At 60.0% G+C, this 20,369-nt stretch carries 12 protein-coding genes and 1 riboswitch; of the genes, 4 read left to right on the top strand and 8 right to left on the bottom strand.

Features of this window, described 5'->3' with window-relative positions; all coding sequences use genetic code 11:
- Window positions 1–25: 25 nt before the first annotated feature.
- Entirely contained in the window at window positions 26–1,486 is a 1,461-nt protein-coding gene (locus FDG13_RS15065) for a mannose-1-phosphate guanylyltransferase/mannose-6-phosphate isomerase (RefSeq protein ID WP_180129256.1), read from the top strand.
- Between the two features lie 440 nt (window positions 1,487–1,926).
- Here the strand turns inward: FDG13_RS15065 and FDG13_RS15060 are convergent, their stop codons facing one another.
- From FDG13_RS15060 to ahcY, 4 genes are all read right to left on the bottom strand, one after another.
- A complete protein-coding gene (locus tag FDG13_RS15060) occupies window positions 1,927–2,931 on the bottom strand; it encodes a hypothetical protein (protein WP_180129253.1) in 1,005 nt (334 codons plus the stop codon).
- Between the two features lie 782 nt (window positions 2,932–3,713).
- Complete coding sequence (gene metF / locus FDG13_RS15055) at window positions 3,714–4,553, bottom strand: methylenetetrahydrofolate reductase [NAD(P)H] (RefSeq protein WP_180129251.1); 840 nt, start codon at window positions 4,551–4,553, stop codon at window positions 3,714–3,716.
- 74 nt (window positions 4,554–4,627) lie between these two features.
- On the bottom strand, window positions 4,628–5,512 hold the full coding sequence (locus FDG13_RS15050; protein ID WP_180129249.1) for a TlyA family RNA methyltransferase: 885 nt from the start codon (window positions 5,510–5,512) through the stop codon (window positions 4,628–4,630).
- Window positions 5,513–5,634: 122 nt separating this feature from the next.
- The gene (gene ahcY, locus FDG13_RS15045; protein ID WP_180129247.1) at window positions 5,635–7,101 is read right to left on the bottom strand and encodes an adenosylhomocysteinase; all 1,467 of its coding nucleotides are present in this window, start codon (window positions 7,099–7,101) and stop codon (window positions 5,635–5,637) included.
- A 76-nt stretch (window positions 7,102–7,177) separates the two neighbouring features.
- Window positions 7,178–7,287: riboswitch (S-adenosyl-L-homocysteine riboswitch) on the bottom strand.
- Between the two features lie 167 nt (window positions 7,288–7,454).
- Between ahcY and FDG13_RS15040 the strand changes: the two genes are divergently transcribed.
- From FDG13_RS15040 to glgX, 3 genes are read left to right on the top strand one after another with little or no spacing between them, the layout of a single operon-like run.
- The gene (locus FDG13_RS15040; RefSeq protein WP_180129245.1) at window positions 7,455–9,893 is read left to right on the top strand and encodes a glycogen/starch/alpha-glucan phosphorylase; all 2,439 of its coding nucleotides are present in this window, start codon (window positions 7,455–7,457) and stop codon (window positions 9,891–9,893) included.
- 55 nt (window positions 9,894–9,948) lie between these two features.
- Window positions 9,949–12,129 carry a 1,4-alpha-glucan branching protein GlgB gene (gene glgB, locus FDG13_RS15035; protein WP_180129242.1) on the top strand — a complete coding sequence of 727 codons (2,181 nt, stop codon included), beginning with the start codon at window positions 9,949–9,951 and terminating at the stop codon, window positions 12,127–12,129.
- Window positions 12,117–14,228: a glycogen debranching protein GlgX gene (glgX, locus tag FDG13_RS15030; protein WP_180129237.1), complete on the top strand. Its 2,112-nt coding sequence runs from the start codon at window positions 12,117–12,119 to the stop codon at window positions 14,226–14,228. Before glgB ends, glgX begins: the two co-directional genes overlap by 13 nt.
- 36 nt (window positions 14,229–14,264) lie before the next feature.
- Here glgX and malQ read toward each other — a convergent pair whose 3' ends face one another.
- The 4 genes from malQ to FDG13_RS15010 all read right to left on the bottom strand — a co-directional run bounded on the left by malQ (window position 14,265) and on the right by FDG13_RS15010 (window position 20,309).
- Window positions 14,265–15,788: a 4-alpha-glucanotransferase gene (malQ, locus tag FDG13_RS15025; protein WP_255435270.1), complete on the bottom strand. Its 1,524-nt coding sequence runs from the start codon at window positions 15,786–15,788 to the stop codon at window positions 14,265–14,267.
- A 72-nt stretch (window positions 15,789–15,860) separates the two neighbouring features.
- The gene (gene glgA / locus FDG13_RS15020; RefSeq protein WP_180129234.1) at window positions 15,861–17,309 is read right to left on the bottom strand and encodes a glycogen synthase GlgA; all 1,449 of its coding nucleotides are present in this window, start codon (window positions 17,307–17,309) and stop codon (window positions 15,861–15,863) included.
- Window positions 17,310–17,329: 20 nt separating this feature from the next.
- Window positions 17,330–18,601, bottom strand: coding sequence for a glucose-1-phosphate adenylyltransferase (gene glgC / locus FDG13_RS15015; RefSeq protein WP_180129231.1), 1,272 nt, complete (start codon window positions 18,599–18,601; stop codon window positions 17,330–17,332).
- Between the two features lie 46 nt (window positions 18,602–18,647).
- Window positions 18,648–20,309, bottom strand: coding sequence for an alpha-D-glucose phosphate-specific phosphoglucomutase (locus FDG13_RS15010; protein ID WP_180129228.1), 1,662 nt, complete (start codon window positions 20,307–20,309; stop codon window positions 18,648–18,650).
- Window positions 20,310–20,369: the final 60 nt, after the last annotated feature.

The raw sequence follows: 20,369 nt of genomic DNA, 5'->3' as shown, positions 1-20,369 counted from the left end.
CATTCACATCCATCCGTCTTACCGTATGAACACACCTGTCCTCGTTCAGCCCGTGGTTTTGTCCGGTGGCTCCGGCACCCGCCTGTGGCCCCTGTCCCGCGAAAAATACCCCAAACAGTTGCTGAGCCTGGTTGGCCAGGACTCGCTCCTGCAGGCCACCGTGCGCCGTGTCATCGGCACCCCGGGCGTGAGCCTGACCACACCGATGGTGGTGTGCAACGAAGAGTACCGTTTTGTGATTGCTGAGCAGCTGCGCCTGCTCGGTGAAAGTGGCACCGTGGTGCTGGAGCCTTGTGGCAGAAATACGGCGCCAGCACTCACACTGGCAGCCTTGGCCGCCTCAAAAGATGGCGCAGACCCGGTGCTGCTGGTGATGCCCGCCGACCATGTCATCACCAACGCGGCAGCGTTCCAGGACGTGGTCAGCCGGGGTGCGGCACTGGCCGACGCAGGCGCGGTGGTCACCTTTGGCATCACCCCCGATGCACCTGAAACGGGTTACGGCTACATCCAGACCGGTGCCCCGTTTGGCAGCGCCGACGCCGCCGCGCGCAGCATCGCCCGTTTTGTCGAAAAACCCGACCTGGCCACCGCCCAGTCTTACCTGGACGCGGGCAACTACCTGTGGAACAGCGGCCTGTTCATGATGCGCGCCTCGGTCTGGCTGTCAGCCCTGGGGGTCTGCCGCGCCGACATCCTGGCCGCCTGCCAGGCCGCCTGGGAGGCTGGCCAGACGGACGGTGAGTTTGTGCGCGTGGGCAAAGAGCTGTTTGCTGCCTGCCCCAGCGACTCGATCGACTACGCGGTGATGGAACGCATTGCCGCCAACACCAGCAGCAGCACACTGCCCGCCGGTGTGGTGTTGCCGCTCAACGCAGGCTGGTCCGACGTGGGCGCCTGGGACGCGCTGTGGCAGGTGCTGCCCAAGGACGGCTCTGGCAACGTGGCACAGGGCGATGTGCTGCTGCAGGACTGCGAAAACACCCTGGCCCTGTCCGAAGGCCGCCTGGTGGCCTGTGTCGGTGTGCGTGACCTGGTGGTGATCGAAACTGCCGACGCGATCCTGGTGTCGCACAAGGACAAGACGCAAGACGTCAAAAAGATTGTGGACCAGCTCAAGGCGCAAAAGCGCCCTGAGGGCAGCATCCACCGCAAGGTGTTCCGGCCCTGGGGTTCGTACGACGGTGTGGACCGGGGCGAGCGCTTCCAGGTCAAGCGAATTGTGGTCAAACCGGGTGGTGTTCTGAGCCTGCAGATGCACCACCACCGCGCCGAGCACTGGATTGTGGTCAGCGGCACCGCACGCATCACCAAAGGCGAAGAGGTGTTTTTGCTCTCGGAAAACCAATCCACCTTCATCCCGCTGGGCACCACCCACCGCCTGGAGAACCCGGGCCGGGTCGCGCTGGAGATGATCGAGGTGCAGTCCGGCTCCTACCTGGGTGAGGATGACATCGTGCGTTTTGAGGATGTGTACGGGCGCTAATGGGTGTGGCCCGGGGTTCTTCGGGTCGCTATTTCATTTATAGCTCTCCACCCTTATTGAATAAGGGCTAGAGGCTGATTTTATTAACATCCAGCCTCTGATGCCGGATCAGGTCGCGCCAGGCGGGCGGCGGGGTTACCGTTCTCCGGCCCCCTCGCGGGCAACGGCTTGAGTGGGCGTCTTGTTCGGGTGTTGTCCCTGAAGATGGTGCGCCACCGGTCTCATCACGCGAATGGGTTCTGCGCCCGGCAACCCCACCACCCGCCTTCAACAACTCTGGATGCGTCGAAGGTGGAGAACAGGCAGTTCGAGACTGGAAACTGACAGCCCAATTTTCAGACAGCGGTCATCCAGACCCTATGGTTTTGGGCTTTAACGTTTGACATGAGAGGCGCTGATAGGCTTTCCAGGAAGCGGGCTCTCCATGGAAAGGTTAGATGTCATTTTCCGCGCGCAAGGTCAATCTCCAACTGGATCTGCAGCTCGATGGCGACCGCTAGCTGACCTAGAACGTATTCGACGAGGTCGAGTGATGCATCTGCAGATGCAAAAGCATTAAACGCTTCCACGCTACTTTCCTTGCCTAGCAGCAAGCTAGGAATGGATCGGGCCAGTTCGATATGAGATTCAGAAATTGACTTCTCTATCCCTCGTGGCGGCGGCGGGTAGGTGGGGTCACTCGCGAGCTTCTTCTGAACAAACGAGTGTGCTGCCGCAATGACCTCTGCTGCGGTCTTGCCCAGACTTGTTTCGCTCGAAATGAAATCAATAGTGTCGTCGAGCGCTTCTATCCGTGCGGCAAGATTCTCTGCCAATGCTCTGCGCATGTTATCGGGAGTTTGTTCGGCGACCTCCATAATCTCCCGCAGTACCTGGTTCAACGTTTGGTCGCGCCAAAGTTCTCCCGGAGAGAGATCAAATCGCTCTTTCAGCCAAGAGAAATCGTCACCTGACGAATAACCGACGGAGCCAGGTTTTAGTGATTGGACAAGATTACATACCAAGTGCAGCTGAATCGCGACGGTCGTGCGAAGAATGCCGGGCCTGACTCGTCCACCGTGATAGCTCTCGTTTCGATAGCGATGAATGTGCGAGAGAACAGCGGCAACTTCAGCAGTGATCTTGCCTCTCTTTACGGAGGCGAACTTTAGCTTCTCGTCGAAGAACCTTGCGACCTGCCTTGTCTCATCTGCTGTGAGGAACTTCTGAGACAGCAGGTCCGCAAACTGCGGATGATTCCTTGGGATTCCGGCTTCCATGGCCCGAGTCTGAATCTTTCGTTGAATCTCTTCTTGCTGAAGCTGATCCTCGATCCACCGATCGAGTAGTAGCTCAATGCTGTTATCCAGAAGCAGCAAAGCGGTTCTAAGCCGAGGCTGTGATGAAGCTCGTAGAAGGTTTGCTGCTTCGTCTGCTTGGAAGAGAACAAATTGCAGTCGCTGCATGAACTATGACGTCTAACGATCAGCGCTTATCTGCCGCGCCGCAAAGATTGCACATACCATAGACACCTCCTGCGGCAGATAAACTATGTTGGACTGAACCGCCTGTGTGAGCGGTGGTATTAGGGGATTGAAAGCTTTGGCCCTGTTTGTGGATTCAGATCATACTGGGGCAGCGGCGCGGATCTGTCAGCAGGCGACGCAGTTCACATGCAAATCAGCACCCAATAGAACCAAGACGACCCAGCTTTCGGGTTATGTGCAAGGCTTTGGCGGTGTCACGCACAACCCCGCCCCGCTAGCCGCATGAACAGCGTGCAAACCCCCGGCTGATTTCAGACGCCTGCCCATCGCTCACGGTGGCCCCCGTTCCTGTGGCCAACCCAGCGTGCCGGGTGCAGGCAACTGCCTGACCCCAGCCAACACCTCAACCGTTCGCAAACGATCCACGGAGTTGCCGCAATTGGTGCTAAAAGTCCGCTCGATGCGCTTGCTGGACTGATGGTTGAATGTCAGCTCCGGCTGCTGACCAACAATTACGTCTTAGCTTGCACTCAATTTTTTGCTGGCACACCACCGTCGCTCGCCAGCAGGGGATGGGTTGGGCTGGGCTGGCGGCCGATTTCTGCGCATTTGGCAGTATGAGGCCGCCGCCCCAACCCATCCCCTGCCACCACAATCGCCCCAAATCCGTTGCCCAACCGCGAGTGAGCTGCGAACGGGAGTCATGGTCAAAACAGCCTCTAGCCCTTATGAATCAAGGGCAAGCAGCTATCAAAACAAGATCAGAGCCCCAGCCGGTCACAAATCTCCAGCACCGCCGCACTCTGGTTCATGGTGTAGAAATGCAGGGATGGCGCGCCACCGGCGCGAAGCTGTTCACACAGGTCGGTCACCACATCCAGGCCAAAGGCTTTGATGGAGGCGGTGTCGTCGCCAAAACCTTGCAGGCGCAGCCGGATCCAGCGTGGGATCTCGGCGCCGCAGGCGTCGCTGAAACGCATCAGTTGGGTGGAGCTGGTGATGGGCATGATGCCCGGCACCACCGGCACCGTCACACCCAGCGCGTCGGCATCTTCGACAAAACGGAAGTAGGCGTCAGCGCTGTAGAAATACTGGGTAATGGCCGAGTTGGCGCCAGCCTGCACCTTGCTGGCAAAGGCCTGGAGGTCACTCTCGGCAGACTTGGCCTGGGGGTGGATTTCCGGGTAGGCCGCCACCTCGATGTGGAAGCTGTCGCCGGTCTCGGCCCGGATGAAGGCCACCAGGTCGCTGGCGTACTGGAACTCACCGCCCGCGCCATAACCACTGGGCAAATCACCGCGCAGGGCCACCAGGCGCTTGACACCCATGGCTTGCAGGGTGGCCAGCTGTTCGCGCACACCGGCGCGGGTGGCACCGATACATGAGAGGTGGGACGCGGCTGAGGCGCCCTCGGCCAGGATGTCGCGCACGGTGTTGAAGGTGCCTTCTTGGGTGGAGCCGCCCGCGCCAAAGGTCACCGAGCAAAACTCGGGCTTCAGCGCATACAGGGCCTGGCGTACCAGACGCAGTTTTTCCACCCCTTCTGGGGTTTTGGGTGGAAAAAATTCAATGCTGACAGGGAGTCGTGAAGAAGCGGTCATGACACGCCTTTACAAAGTGGTGTGAACCGCGCTGTCAGCCTAGCCTGGCGGGCAGCGGGTCACAAGATTTCAAGTTACTCAGCCGCACCCGGCTGGCGAGCGCAGATGAAAAATTCGCGGTTGCCGTCGCCTCCGGTTATCGGGGAATCAAACCAGTGGGTCACGCTCAGGCCCAGCTCGGCACAGCTGTCGCGCAGACGCTGCTCGACCAGGGCGTACATCGCGGCGTCTTTGACAATGCCGCCCTTGCCGACCTGGCCGGGTTGCAATTCAAACTGCGGCTTGACCAGGGTCAGCAGCGTGCCACCGGCCTTGAGCAGTGGCACCACGGCGGGCAACACCAGGGTCTGCGACATGAAGGACAGGTCGGCCACGATCAGGTCAAACTCGGGCACAAAGTCGCTCTCTGCCGATGCGGTGTCGTCGTCCACCTCATGCGGTTCACGCTCTACCTCGGCTTCGTCGTCCAGGTCGTCGTCTTCCAGATAAAACTGCCCCTCAGCCCCCGTACTGTCTTGGTAAGAAGCTACCAAATCAGAAGCATCGAGTGCACGTGCATTGACACCCTCGACACACAACACACGCGGGTCAGCACGCAACTGGGGGTGCAGCTGGGCAGTGCCCACATCCACCCCCACCACAAAGCTTGCGCCGTGTTGCAACAGGCAGTCGGTGAAACCACCGGTGCTTTGGCCCACGTCCAGGCATTGCAGGCCGGCCACCGACAGGCCAACGTGTTTGAGCGCCGCCTCCAGCTTGAGGCCACCGCGCGACACATAACGCGCCTCGGCGTCGTCCAGCAGCTGCAGCTCGGCATCTGGCGGCACATCGTCACCGTTTTTGGCGACCTTGCGCCACACGTCGCCGTGTAACCATTGCACCCCACCCGAAATCAGGCGCTGGGCCTGGGATCGGGTGCTGGCCAGGCCACGTTGCACCAGCAGTTGGTCAATTCGCATACATCTCCAAGTTAAACACCACAGCCTCGCCCTTCAACCGTGGGATACCGTCGAACCGGCTTCGCCGGTCGGCTGGTATCGCCCCCTTGAGGGGGAAGCGCCGCAGGCGCTTCGGGGGTGGTTCAATACCTATACGTGTCGGCCTTGTACGGGCCGGCTTTGTCGACGCCAATGTAGGCGGCTTGTTCGTCGGTCAGCTCGCTGAGCATCGCGCCGACCTTTTTCAGGTGCAGGCGTGCCACTTTTTCGTCGAGCAGCTTGGGCAACACGTACACCTTGCCAACCTTGTAGGCCTTGGGTTTGGTGAACAGTTCAATCTGCGCAATGGTCTGGTTGGCAAAGCTGGACGACATGACAAAGCTCGGGTGGCCGGTGCCACAGCCCAGGTTCACCAGACGGCCCTTGGCCAGCAGAATGATGCGTTTGGACGGTTTCTTACCCTTGGCCGGGAAGATCACATGGTCCACCTGCGGCTTGATCTCTTCCCACTTGCACTTGTCGAGCGAAGCCACGTCGATTTCGTTGTCAAAGTGGCCAATGTTGCAGACGATGGCCTGGTCTTTCATGGCCTCCATGTGCTTGTAGGTGATGACGTTCTTGTTGCCGGTGCAGGTCACAAAAATATCGCACTTGTCAGCGGCATATTCGGTGGTAACAACCTTGTAACCTTCCATGGCGGCTTGCAGCGCGTTGATCGGGTCGATCTCGACCACCCAGACCTGGGCCGACAAAGCACGCAGCGCTTGGGCGGAACCCTTGCCCACGTCACCATAACCGACCACGCAGGCGACCTTGCCAGCAATCATCACGTCGGTGGCGCGTTTGATGGCATCCACCAGAGATTCGCGGCAACCGTACAGGTTGTCAAACTTGCTCTTGGTCACAGAGTCATTCACGTTGATGGCGCGCAGCATCAGTTCACCCTTGGCGCTCATGTCGTTGAGGCGGTGCACACCGGTGGTGGTTTCTTCGGTCACACCGATGATGTTTTTGAGGCGGCGGCTGTACCAGGTCGGGTCTTGCTTGAGCTTGGCCTTGATGGCGGCGTACAAGCAGGTTTCTTCTTCGCTGGTGGGGTTGTCCAGCAGCTTGGGATTCTTCTCGGCCTTGGTGCCCAGGTGCATCAGCAAGGTGGCATCACCACCGTCATCGAGGATCATGTTCGGGCCTTCGGCAGCTGTGCCTTTTTTGCCGTCGAATTCAAAAATGCGGTGGGTGTAGTCCCAGTAGTCGGCCAGGGTTTCACCTTTGATCGCAAACACCGGCACACCCTGTGCAGCGATGGCGGCGGCGGCGTGGTCTTGGGTCGAGAAGATATTGCACGAGGCCCAGCGCACTTGTGCGCCCAATGCCGTCAGGGTTTCGATCAACACCGCGGTCTGGATCGTCATGTGCAGGCTGCCGGTGATGCGTGCACCTTTGAGCGGCTGCTCTTTGGCGAACTCTTCACGGATGGCCATCAGGCCAGGCATTTCGGTCTCGGCGATGTTGAGTTCTTTGCGGCCCCAGGCGGCCAGGCCGATGTCGGCGATCACGTAATCAGGTTTGCTGGCGGCAGGTTTGCTTGCAACAGGTTTTTTAGCGCTCATGGTTCACTCCAAAAGTTAAGGTGACAAGCACCGCCGTGAGAAGTGAATCTGGGAAAAAGACTCACCACACACGAACGGTGGGTGAGCGCCGTTGTGAAACGCTGTGCAAAAAACAACAGCGGGGTCCGAGCCTCACTCAGCACGATGTTTGAGCCATCAGTGTGAGCTGCAACGCTCCTCGGAAGTGCGCGATTATAGGTATTTGGCACTTCAGCGCCACAGGGTCACCCAGAGACTCGCAAACTGGCCGGCAAATTGCTAGGTAACCACTCAGTAACTTCTGTGCATGATTTGTGATCCTCAGCATGCAAAATAGACCCTCAAACGAACCCGTTCGTGAACCCACCAAAGGAATGCCCTTGAACACCCTCGCCAAACCCCAAAGCCCCGATATCAGCAAGGACATCAACAGCCATTTGCTGCACACGGTCGGCGCAGATCCCGGGGCTGCGTCGAGCAGCGAGATGATGCAGGCCGTGGCGCAAGTGGCACGGGCGCAACTGTCCGAGCGCTGGGTGCACACCCAGCGGGAAGAACGCAAACACAAAGCCCGACGGGTGGTGTACCTGTCGATGGAGTTCCTGATGGGGCGCACCCTGTCCAACGCCCTGGCCGCGCTCAATCTCACCGAGGGTGCGGCGGCCGGTGCGCTGCAACACGCCAACAATCTGGAAGACCTGACCGGATGTGAGCCCGATGCCGCCTTGGGCAACGGCGGCCTGGGTCGCCTGGCGGCCTGTTTCCTCGACTCGATGGCCACCCTCGGCCTGCCCTCGTTTGGTTATGGCATTCGTTACGAATACGGCATGTTTGCCCAGGAAATTCAGGGCGGCAACCAGGTGGAGTACCCGGACTCCTGGCTCAAAGATGGTACCCCCTGGGAGTTCCCCCGGGCCGAGCTCACCTACCCGGTGCGTTTTGGTGGCTGGGTGGCCCATGAGGATGGCAAGGTGGTCTGGAAACATGCCGGCGAAGTGGCTGCCAAGGCCTACGACATGGTGGTGCCAGGGCACGGCACCCACAAAGTCAGCACCCTGCGCCTGTGGAAGGCGGTGGCACCTGACCACATCGACCTGGGTGCCTTCAACACCGGCGACTATGCACGTGCTGCGGCTGCCAAAAACGAGTACGAGAACATCTCGTGGGTGCTCTACCCCAATGACAGTACCCCGGCCGGGCGTGAGTTGCGGCTCAAGCAGGAGTATTTCTTTGTCGCCGCATCCATGCAGGATCTGATCAAACGGCACCTGGATGAGCACCACACCCTGGACAACCTGGCTGAACATGTTGCCATCCACCTCAACGACACCCACCCCGCCATTGGTGTAGCCGAGTTGATGCGTATCTTGTGTGATGAACACGACATGCTGTGGGACAAAGCCTGGGCACTGTGTGGCAAAACTTTCTCGTACACCAACCACACCTTGATGCCCGAGGCGCTGGAAACCTGGCCGGTGTCGCTGATCCAGCATGTGCTGCCGCGTCATCTGGAAATCATTTTTCGCATCAACAAGGAGTTTCTGGACCAGGCCGCACGTTTTCGCCCGGGTGACCAGGAGTTCCTCAAACGCCTGTCGCTCATTGACGAGACCGGTGAACGCCGCGTGCGTATGGCGCACCTGAGTGTGGTGGGCAGCCATCAGATCAACGGGGTATCGGCGCTGCACTCGGAGTTGCTGGTGCGCACCATCTTCACCGACTTTGCTTCCCTGTGGCCACACCGCTTCACCAACATGACCAATGGTGTGACCCCCAGGCGTTGGCTGGCCCAGGCCAACCCAAGCCTGTCCAAGCTGCTGGATGCCAGCCTGGGCTCAGGCTGGCGGCTTGATCTGAACCAGTTGCAAGGCCTCAAAGAGCACCAGGGTGATGCGGCTTTCAGAGAGCAGTTCCGGGCCATCAAGCGCTACAACAAGGTGCGCCTGGCCCATCTCATCAAAGAAACCACCGGCGTGGTGGTCAGCCCTGACAGTCTGTTTGACGTGCAGGTCAAACGTATCCACGAGTACAAACGCCAGTTGCTCAACGTGCTGCACGTGGTGACCCGCTACCAAGCCATTCTGGCCAACCCGGATGCACCCTGGGTGCCGCGCACCGTGATTTTTGCGGGCAAGGCCGCATCGAGTTATGTGGCGGCCAAATCCATCATCCGCCTGATCCACGATGTGGGCTTGACTGTCAACAATGACGAACGTATCGGCGACAAGCTCAAGGTGGTGTTTATCCCGAACTACGGCGTGTCGGTGGCAGAGATCATCATGCCGGGCGCTGATTTGTCCGAGCAGATTTCAACAGCAGGCACCGAGGCCTCGGGCACCGGCAACATGAAGTTGGCACTCAATGGCGCACTGACGATTGGCACCGACGATGGCGCCAACATCGAGATCCGCCAGAACGTGGGTGATGACAACATTTTTATCTTCGGCCTGAAAACGCCTGAGGTTCGTGATCTGCGTGTCACCGGTTATCACCCGCTGAATTATTACGAGGGCAACCCGACACTCAAGGCGGTGCTCAATGCCATTGGTGAGGGGGAGTTTTCACCCGATGAGCCGGGCCGTTACAGCGCCCTGATCAACTCGCTGGTGTGGGGTGGTGACCATTACCTGCTGCTGGCAGACTATGCGTCCTATGTTGCCACACAGCAACAGGTTGATGGTGTTTACCGCCAGCCTGAGCTGTGGAGCCAGCGTGCGATTGCCGATGTGGCGGGCATGGGTGTTTTCTCGTCGGACCGCACAATTGGGGAGTATGCTCGCCAAATCTGGCGCGTGACACCAGCCCCCTATTGATAGGGCTGGTGCATCAGAAAGCCAGACAGCTTGCTGTCTCACGAAAGATTTTTTTATGTTGTCATCCCACGATATCGACCGGGTTTGTCGAGGCAGCCACAGCGACCCTTTCGCCATCTTGGGGCCACACCGCAGCAAAGGAGGCAAGACTTCAGTGCGCTGCTTCCTGCCATCCGCCAAATCGGTGACCGTGCTCAGCCCGGATGGCGCGGCCCTGGGCGAGTTGACACAGTTACATGCCGATGGCTTTTTTGAAGGCCTGATCAGCGCCCGGCGCGAAGCCCCGTACCAGCTGCAGGTGCAGTGGGCCAGCGGCCTGAGCAGTCGGCTGGAAGACCCTTACCGCTTTCCTTTGGTACTGGGCGAGATGGATGTCTGGCTGCTGGGTGAAGGCACCCATTTGCGGCCCTTTGAGGTGTTGGGCGCACAGGCCTGCACCATGGAAGGTGTCTCTGGCACCCGTTTTGCCGTCTGGGCGCCCAATGCATCGCGCGTCAGTGTGGTGGGAGACTTCAATTTTTGGGATGGGCGGCGCCACCCAATGCGTTTGCGGCGCGAATGTGGTGTCTGGGAACTGTTCCTGCCCGGCGTGGATATCGGCGCGCTGTACAAATACGAGGTGCGCACCCAACACGGGCAAGTGCTGCCCGCACGTGCCGACCCGTATGCGCTGCAGTCGGAGTTACGCCCCGCCACCGCCAGTGTTGTAGGGCAATTGCCGGAGATGGTGAACCCGTCCCCGGCACGCAAAATCGCCAATGCGTTGGATGCGCCAGTGAGCATTTATGAGGTACATCTGGGCTCGTGGCGACGCGTCACCGAAGATGGCAACCGCTGGCTCAACTGGGATGAACTCGCGGACACGCTGGTTCCCTATGCCAAAGACATGGGCTTCACTCATCTGGAGCTGTTGCCCGTTAGCGAGCACCCGTTTGATGGCTCCTGGGGTTATCAACCGATCGGGCTGTACGCTCCCACCGCCCGTTTTGGCGACGCTGCGGGTTTTGGCCGACTGGTGACCCGCTGCCATGAGGCTGGCATTGGCCTGATCTTGGACTGGGTTCCGGCCCACTTCCCGACCGACGCCCATGGCCTGGCCAACTTTGATGGCACCCATTTGTACGAATACGCCGACCCGCGTGAAGGCTTCCACAACGACTGGAACACCCTGATCTACAACCTGGGCCGCACCGAGGTTCGCAACTTTTTGGTGGGCAATGCCCTGTACTGGCTGGAGCGTTTTGGCGTGGATGGTCTGCGTGTGGACGCCGTGGCGTCCATGTTGTACCGCGACTACAGCCGCCAGGACGGCCAGTGGATTCCCAACATCTACGGTGGCCGGGAAAACCTGGAAGCCATTTCTTTCCTGAAACGCATGAACGAGGTGGTGGGGGTAGAGCGCGAACAGGCCATTACCTTGGCCGAAGAGTCCACCGCCTACCCGGCTGTGTCACGCCCGACCTTTGCGGGTGGCCTGGGTTTCCATTACAAGTGGAACATGGGCTGGATGCACGACAGCCTGGCGTATATGGCGCGCGATCCAATTTACCGCCAGCACCACCAGGGCGAGATGACCTTCAGTCTGGTCTACGCGTTCAACGAAAACTTTGTTTTGCCGATCTCGCACGACGAAGTGGTCCACGGCAAGGGCTCCCTGCTGAACAAGATGCCGGGAGACCGCTGGCAACAGTTTGCCAACGTACGCGCGTTTCTGGGCTACATGTTTGGCCACCCCGGCAAAAAGCTGTTGTTCATGGGTTGTGAGTTTGCGCAGGAGCGCGAGTGGAACCATGACCAGAGCCTGGATTGGCATCTGCTGGACAACCCCCAGCATGCTGGCGTGCAGTGCCTGATGCGCGACCTCAACCACCTCTATCGCGCCACACCGGCGCTCTACCAGCAAGACTTTGTGCCGGCCGGCTTCGAGTGGATTGACCACGCTGACAACCAGCGCTCGCTGCTGAGCTTCATTCGCTGGGCGGAAGATCAAGCCAGTTTTGTGGTGGTGCTGTGCAACTTCACCCCCAACGTCTGGACAGACTACCGGCTGGGTGTACCACGACCGGGCTGCTACCAGGAGCTGCTGAACACCGACTGGGCGGCGTACGGTGGCAGCAATGTCTGCACACTGGCCACAGGCAACCTGACGGACGCCATCCCCTGGCAAGGCAAATTGAACTCGATCACATTGACCGTTCCCCCTCTGTCCACGGTGTTCCTGAAATGGACCGCTTAAATACCTCAGCAACACAACTGGGGCAAGCGTGGCCGCTGGGCGCCCATTTTGACGGGAAGGGCATCAACTTTGCCGTGTTCTCAACACATGCTCAAGTGATCGACTTGTGCCTGTTTGACAGCCATGGCACCCAGGAACTGGCCAGACTACGTTTGCGCGGTCGCACCGGTGACATCTGGCATGGTTATCTGCCCAACGCCCAACCTGGCTTGGTTTATGGCTTGCGTGCGTCGGGACCCTGGCGGCCAGACCGTGGTCACCGATTCGATGCATCGAAATTGCTGCTGGACCCCTATGCACGTGAGATTGTGGGTGAGTTCATCTGGGCCGACGAACACTTCGGCCCGGATCGGATGCACCCCCGCCATCTGGACACCCGGGACAACGCGGCGATGGCGCTCAAGGCGCGGGTCGTGCATGACACGTTCGACTGGAAAAACGACCGTCCTCCGGCGATTCCTCTGGCCAATTCCGTCATTTACGAGTGCCACGTCAAGGGGCTCACCCAAACCCACCCGGATATCCCGGAGAAGCTGCGTGGCACCTTTGCCGGTTTGGGGCACCCCGCCGCCATCCAGCACCTGAAGACCCTGGGGGTCACCGCCGTCAGCCTGCTGCCTGTGCATTACCACCTCAGTGAAGAGCGGCTGATCGACATGGGCCTGAGCAATTACTGGGGCTACAACACCCTGGGCTTTTTCTGCCCGAACCCGCGATTGGCGAGTGGGCAAGGTGGGCAGTCCCCGCGTGACGAATTTCGCAGCATGGTACGCAACCTGCATGCGGCTGGCCTGGAGGTGATCCTCGATGTGGTCTACAACCACACCGCCGAGGCAGACCACAACGGCCCCACGCTGAGTTTTCGCGGGCTGGACAACCTCAGCTATTACCGACTGGTACCGAACGACCTGAACCATTACGAAAATTTCAGTGGCTGCGGCAACACCTTGGACATTCGGCACCCCCGGGTGCTGCAGCTGGTGATGGACAGTCTGCGTTATTGGGTCAGCGAGATGCACGTCGATGGCTTCCGTTTTGACCTGGCCACCGTCCTGGGGCGCACCGACAGCGGTTTTTCTGCGCAGGCCGCATTTTTCGCAGCCGTCGCCCAGGACCCCGTGCTGTGTCGCGTCAAGATGATTGCGGAGCCCTGGGACATCGGCCCAGGTGGTTACCAGGTGGGCCAGTTTCCACGTGGCTGGCTGGAGTGGAACGACCATTTCCGCGATGGCATGCGCCGTTTTTGGGTGCAGAGCGTGGCCTCCCCCCATGCAGCAGGCAGTGGCGGCACACTGGGCGAATTTGCGATGCGGCTGTGTGGTTCCTCGGACTTGTACCAGGCGCGCCGACGCGAGCCATCCGAGTCGGTCAACTATGTGATTTCTCACGATGGTTTCACCCTGCTGGATCTGTTGAGCTACAACCACCGCCACAACCTGGCCAACGGTGAAAACAACCGCGATGGCCAAGGCAACAACCTCAATTTCAACTGCGGCGAGGAAGGCCCCAGCAGCGACGCCCAGGTCCAGAAACTTCGGCAATTGCTGCAACGTGCCTTGTTGGCGACCAACCTGCTGGCACAAGGCACACCCATGCTAAGTGCTGGCGACGAACTGGGGCACTCACAGGGTGGCAACAACAACCCCTACTGTCAGGACAACGCCGCCACCTGGATCAACTGGGCGGAGGTGGATACGGATTTGCTGGCATTTACCCGGCATGTGATCAGTCTGCGCCAGCGTTTCCTGCCGTTTGCCAATGTCTGGTACAGCGGTATTGCCGATGCCGAGGGCATTTATGACCTGTCCTGGTGGAACGCCGATGGCAGTGTGCTGCAGGGATCGGCTTGGCAGTTGCCACAACGCCGCGCCTTGGGCTGTCTGATCGGCAAGCCCGGCGGCTCTGGATCCCCCTTGATGTTGCTGGTCAACAATGCCGCGCATCCCGAGCACTTTGTGCTGCCCAGGGGCCATTGGCAAGGCCTGCTCGACACCAGCCACCCCCTGGGTTTGGCCGACTGGCAGGGTGCGGGCACCTCCGAATTGCCGGTGGCAGCACACAGCCTGCTGCTGCTTCAGCAGATCGTCACACGCACTTGACAAGCACGCCCGGCGTGGCTGGCTTGCCTGGGGGTATCAGGCCGACAAATCCAGCCGCTCGAAACCAACGCGGGCGCTGGCCGCCGTGATGTGTGCCAGGCGCACCGAGGCCTGTGGGGTAACCCAGTCCCAAGAAAAACGCCACGTCCAGCAGCCCGAGGTGGTGCCTGGCACATTCATGCGGTGTTCGGAGCCCAGCTCCAGCACATCCTGGAACTGGCACAGGGACAGGCGGGCCACTGACATGGCGGCCGCACGTAACAAAGCCCAGGTCAGGTCTGTGTCCTGAACATCCAGGTAACGTTGCGCAAAGGCCCGCTCATGGGCGCTGCAATTGGCCCACCAACCCAGCACCGTGTCGTTGTCGTGGGTACCGGTATAGACCACGGTATTGGGCTCAAAGTTGTGTGGCAAAAACGGGTGATGTGCATCCCCCGAGAACGCAAATTGCAACACCCGCATGCCCGGAAAACCCGTGCGCTCACGCAAGCGCACCACCGCATCGGTGATGATGCCCAGGTCTTCCGCAATGATGGGTAACGGGCCTAGCGCCTGGGTCAACGCCTCAAACAAGGCATCCCCCGGCCCGTCTTGCCAACGCCCTTTGACGGCGGTGGGTTCATCTGCCGGGATTTCCCAATAATCCATGAACCCCCGGAAGTGGTCGATACGGATCACATCGGCCAAGGCCAGCTGTCGCCTGACTCGCTCCACCCACCACTGGTAGCCGTCCGCCTGCATGGTTTCCCAGTTGTACAAGGGGTTGCCCCAGCGCTGCCCTGTGGCCGAGAAAAAGTCAGGCGGCACCCCAGCCACCACACGCGGCTGGCCACTGGCGTCGAGCAAATACAGATCCGGCCGCGCCCAACAATCTGCGCCGTGGTGCGCCACAAAAATCGGCAAGTCACCCACCATCAACACACCCTGGCTGTGGGCATACGACTTGAGCGCTTGCCACTGGCTGTCAAACTGCCATTGCACAAAGCGCCAAAACGCCAGTTCATCAGCGAACACCCGTCGTGCCTCGGCCAGTGCGGCAGGCTCACGTTGCGCCAGGGGCTGTGGCCATTGTGGCCACAACAGAGGGGCGTAGGCCTGGTCCAGCGCCATGAACAGCGCATAGTCTTCCAGCCAGATCTGCTGTGAGGCCACCCAGTGCGCCTGAGCGTCATGCTCATGTGGCGTCGCCGTGGCGACAAACCCGGCAAACGCTTCGCGCAACCTGGCCATGCGCCAGGGCAACACTTCAGGGTAGTCCACCTTCACATCATCAAACTCGACCTGCAAGCTGCTGGCAGCCAACCAGCCGCGCTCGGCCAACGGTTCGAAGGCCACCAACATCGGGTTGCCAGCAAACACCGAACTGCCCATATAGGGGGAAAACCCCGGCCCCACCGGCCCCAAGGGCAGGGTTTGCCACAGCGTCTGCCCGGCCTTGTTCAACCAGTCCACAAAATAGTAGGCGTTGGGACCCAGGTCACCTGAGCCATGCGGGCCAGGCAAGGAGGTGGGATGCAACACCACACCAGCACGACGCAGATCCATCAAAGAACTAGGCATTCGGTTGTTCCAACAAAAGAGAACGGGGCTTCTGGCGCCAAGCCAGCTCGCCCCCTTCACAGACAAAAAAACTCACGCGTACAAATGTTGGTACAGAGTCAGGTACTGACGGGCGGCACTTTGCCAGCCCAGATCCTGGCGCATGCCGCAGTCACGCACCTTCTCCCACTCGTTTTTGCGGGCGTAGAGCGCAAAGGCACGTGCCATGGCGCGCTCCAGCGCCTGCTGGTTGAAGTTGTTGAACACAAAGCCGTTGGCGCGACCCTCGTCCATGTTTTCCAGGGAACAGTCGACCACCGTGTCGGCCAGCCCACCCACCCGGTGGACCAGCGGCAGACTGCCGTACTTCAGACCATACATCTGCGTCAGGCCACAGGGCTCAAACTGCGAAGGCACCAGCGTCACATCGGTGGCCGCAAAAATCCGGTGGGCATAGGTCTCGTCATAACCAATACGCACCGACACAGCGTGGGGATGTTGTTCCGCTTTGGCCTTGAAGAGTGACTCCAGATGGGGCTCACCTGTGCCCAAGACCACCAGTTGCCCACCACGGGCCAGGAGGGCATCCACCGCACCCAGCACCAAATGCAAACCTTTTTGACCCGTGAGGCGACTCACCACACCAAACAAGGGCGCCTCGGACTGCACCGTCAGCCCCAGTTCTTGCTGCAAGGCGGCCTTGCAGCGCGCCTTGCCTGCGATGTTGTCTGCATCAAAGGTTTCACTCACATAGGGATCTATCGCGGGGTTCCACACCGCATCGTCCACCGCATTCAAGATGCCCGACAAGGCCGCTGAGCGGGTACGCAGCAGACCATCAAACCCGCAGCCTTGTTCATGCGTCTGAATCTCGCGCGCGTAGGTTGGGCTGACCGTGGTGATGTGGTCTGCGTAGTACAAGCCGGCCTTCATAAAAGACACCTGGCCATAAAACTCGACACCATTCAAAGCAAAAGCAGCATGCGGCAAACCCAGCTCGTAAAAACAGGCTGGCGAAAACACACCCTGGTAGGCGAGGTTGTGGATGGTGAACACCGTACCCACACGCGGCGAACGGTGTGGCAAAAACGCCATGTAGGCAGAGGTCAAGCCCGCGTGCCAGTCATGGCTGTGCACCACCTGGGGCTGCCAATGGGGATCGAGCCCATGCGCAAGCTGCGCCGCCACCCAGCCCAGCAGCGCAAAGCGCCGGTGGTTGTCGGCATAGGGCTGACGCCACACATCCTCATACGGACTACCAGGCCGGTCATACAGATGCGGCAAATCGATCACATAGGCGTCCAGCCCCAAGGTGCGCAGTTTGCCTTGCCGAAGCTGCAAGCGTTCACCCCAGGGCGCGGTCAACTCCGCCAGCACCCAGTCGTCAGACAGATCCGCCAGGATGGTAGGGAAACCGGGCAACACCACACGCACCTGGCAGCCCACCGACTGCAAAGCCCCGGGCAAAGCCCCTGCGATGTCCGCAAGCCCTCCCGTTTTCAGCAGGGGAAAAATCTCGGCACTGACTTGCAACACATTCATTGAGAAAACTCTTCTATAACTTAAAGCTTGGCCAACATCGCAGGTGTGATCAACACCACGCCTCCTTCGGTGCGCTCAAACCTTTGCGCATCCAGCGCCGGGTCTTCACCCACCACCAATCCCTCGGGAACCACACAGCCCCGGTCGATCACCACACGGCGCAAACGGCAGTTGCGCTGGATGGTGACATCGGGCAACACCACCGCTTCTTCAACGCGGCAGAAGGAATGCACCCGCACCTCCGAGAACAGCACCGAATGTGCCACATACGATCCCGACACAATACAACCGCCAGACACCAGCGTGTTCACAGACACCCCATTCTGACCCAAGCTGTCGGGGACAAACTTGGCGGGTGGCAGCTGACGCTGGTAGGTCCAGACCGGCCAGTCGGTGTCGTAAATATCGAGTTCAGGCACCGTCGAGGCCAAATCCAGATTGGCTGACCAGAAAGCATCTATCGTGCCCACATCGCGCCAATACGGCTGGGAACCCGACACACGCGACACACAAGACAGGCCAAACGGGTGCGCCAGCGCCTGCCCCTCTGCCACTGCCGCAGGAATCACGTTTTTGCCAAAATCGTGCTCGGATGCAGGGTTGTCCAGGTCTGCCTCCAGCAGCTGGTAAAGGTACTCGGCATCAAACACATAAATCCCCATGCTGGCCAGCGACACCGCATCGTTGCCAGGCATCGGCGGCGGATCTACCGGCTTCTCGACAAAGGCCGTGATGCGCCGCGTCTCGTTGACCGCCATCACGCCAAACGCACTGGCTTCGGCACGCGGTACTTCGATACACCCCACGGTGCAGCCTGCGCCATGCATCACATGGTCTCGGACCATGATCGAGTAGTCCATTTTGTAGACATGGTCACCCGCCAGAATCACGATGTATTTGGGGTTGCTGGAGCGGATGATGTCCAGATTCTGAAAAATGGCATCGGCCGTGCCGCGGTACCAATGTTCTTCCCCGGCGCGCTGCTGCGCGGGCAGCAGATCCACCATCTCATTGAGTTCAGCGCGCAAAAAACTCCAGCCACGCTGCATATGACGCATCAGCGAGTGCGACTTGTACTGGGTGACCACCGCCATACGCCGGATGCCGGAGTTCAAGCAGTTGGACAAAGCAAAGTCGATGATGCGGAACTTGCCCCCAAAATAAACGGCCGGCTTGGCGCGGGAGTCCGTGAGCTGTTTGAGCCGGGTTCCTCGCCCACCGGCCAGCACCAATGCCACTGTGTGGCGCACCAGTTGGTGCGTTTCAGGGGCCCGTTCCGTCTCGTTCAACATAGGTTCAACTCGCTTTCAAAGTGAAGGAATGCCAAGGAATCAGCCATCAGGTGGCAACAGTCGGACCGGCCATGCCAGTGCGCTCACGCACACCGGCGACCTGCTCTGCAACTGCGATCAGGTCTGCGAGAGCCGCCTGGACTGGTTGGTCCTGTCGACTCACATCGGCCTCGTAGTTTTCGAGGTAAATGCGCAGCGTGGCGCCCTCGGTGCCTGTGCCTGAAAGACGGAAGATGACGCGCGCGCCATCGTCAAAAATGAGCCTTACGCCCTGCTTGGCGGACACCGAGCCATCGACCGGATCGGTGTAGGCGAAGTCATCGGCGACCACCACAGTGCGTGCACCCAACTGCGCCCCCTGCAGCCCGGGCAAGGCGGCACGCAGAGCCGACATCAGCCCATCGGCCACCTCGGTGGGGATGGCCTCGTAGTCATGCCGGGAGTAATAGTTGCGGCCATAGGTGGCCCAATGTTCACGCACCAGCGACTCCACCGAGCGGCCGGTGGCGCCCTGCAAACTCAGCCAGAACAGAATGGCCCACAAACCATCTTTTTCACGCACATGGCTGGAGCCGGTGCCATAACTCTCCTCACCACACAGGGTGACGCGCCCGGCATCGAGCAAATTGCCAAAAAACTTCCAGCCGGTGGGGGTCTCAAAACAGTCCATGCCCAGCGCCTTGGCCACCCGGTCCACCGCCGCCGAGGTGGGCATCGAACGCGCCACGCCCAGCAGGCCATCGCGGTAACCTGGAATCAGCCGGGCATGCGCCGTCATCAGCGCCAGGCTGTCTGAGGGTGTCACCACAAAGTGGCGCCCGAGCACCATGTTGCGGTCCGCATCCCCGTCCATCGCCGCACCAAGATCAGGCGCAGCTGCGGCGCTCATGTGGGCAATCAGGTCTTCGGCATTGACCGGGTTGGGGTCAGGGTGCAGGCCGCCAAAATCCTCCAGCGGCACGGCATTCACCACGCTGCCCGCTGGCGCGCCCAATTCGCCCTCCAAAATGGCCTTGGCATACGGACCGCCCACTGCGTTCATCGCGTCCACACGCAGGGTGAACCCCTGCTTGAACAAACCACGCAGCATGTCGAAGTCAAACAGGTCGCGCATGACGGCCACATAGTCGGCCACCGGGTCGATCACTTCCACCTGCATTTGCTCGATCTGGCAGCTGCCCAGGGTGTTGATGTCGATGTCTGGCGCATCACTGATGCGCAACTGGCTCAGGACCTGCGTGCGCGCATACACCGCTTCGGTCAGGGTTTCATTGGCCGGCCCGCCATTGCTGGCGTTGTACTTGATGCCAAAGTCACCGTCAGGCCCGCCCGGGTTATGGCTGGCCGAGAGCACGATGCCACCAAACGCCTGTCGCCGCCGGATCACCGCACTGACCGCCGGGGTCGACAAAATGCCGCCTTGGCCCAACAACACCCGCTGCACGCCATTGGCTGCTGCCAGCTTCAAAATGGTCTGGACAGCCACCCGGTTGAAGAAACGCCCGTCGCCCCCAAGAACCAGCGTCTGGCCATGCAGTGCGGTGCCAACCTGGCCATCTGGCGCCAGACCATTGAGCACATCCAACAGCGCCTGGACAAAGTTCTCCAGGTACCTGGGCTGTATAAAAACAGCCACTTTTTTACGAAGGCCGGAGGTGCCTGGGCGCTGCCCGGCAAAGACTTGGGTGGGCAGGTTTTGAATGGCCATGGTGCTGTGTATCCGAAGCGGCTGTTGCCTAGAAAGCTACAAAAAAAGGTGCACGAAAGG

This window comes from Rhodoferax sp. BLA1 (assembly GCF_013416775.1).
Lineage (GTDB): Bacteria > Pseudomonadota > Gammaproteobacteria > Burkholderiales > Burkholderiaceae_C > Rhodoferax.
This window is presented reverse-complemented; position numbering and strand designations above follow the sequence as displayed.

Excerpts from the sequence above, each read along its gene's own strand:
- FDG13_RS15065 (WP_180129256.1), top strand. The coding sequence starts at position 26 with ATGAACACACCTGTCCTCGTTCAGCCCGTGGTTTTGTCCGGTGGCTCC.
- FDG13_RS15060 (WP_180129253.1), bottom strand. The coding sequence starts at position 2,931 with ATGCAGCGACTGCAATTTGTTCTCTTCCAAGCAGACGAAGCAGCAAAC.
- metF (WP_180129251.1), bottom strand. The coding sequence starts at position 4,553 with ATGACCGCTTCTTCACGACTCCCTGTCAGCATTGAATTTTTTCCACCC.
- FDG13_RS15050 (WP_180129249.1), bottom strand. The coding sequence starts at position 5,512 with ATGCGAATTGACCAACTGCTGGTGCAACGTGGCCTGGCCAGCACCCGA.
- ahcY (WP_180129247.1), bottom strand. The coding sequence starts at position 7,101 with ATGAGCGCTAAAAAACCTGTTGCAAGCAAACCTGCCGCCAGCAAACCT.
- FDG13_RS15040 (WP_180129245.1), top strand. The coding sequence starts at position 7,455 with ATGCCCTTGAACACCCTCGCCAAACCCCAAAGCCCCGATATCAGCAAG.
- glgB (WP_180129242.1), top strand. The coding sequence starts at position 9,949 with ATGTTGTCATCCCACGATATCGACCGGGTTTGTCGAGGCAGCCACAGC.
- glgX (WP_180129237.1), top strand. The coding sequence starts at position 12,117 with ATGGACCGCTTAAATACCTCAGCAACACAACTGGGGCAAGCGTGGCCG.
- malQ (WP_255435270.1), bottom strand. The coding sequence starts at position 15,788 with ATGCCTAGTTCTTTGATGGATCTGCGTCGTGCTGGTGTGGTGTTGCAT.
- glgA (WP_180129234.1), bottom strand. The coding sequence starts at position 17,309 with ATGAATGTGTTGCAAGTCAGTGCCGAGATTTTTCCCCTGCTGAAAACG.
- glgC (WP_180129231.1), bottom strand. The coding sequence starts at position 18,601 with ATGTTGAACGAGACGGAACGGGCCCCTGAAACGCACCAACTGGTGCGC.
- FDG13_RS15010 (WP_180129228.1), bottom strand. The coding sequence starts at position 20,309 with ATGGCCATTCAAAACCTGCCCACCCAAGTCTTTGCCGGGCAGCGCCCA.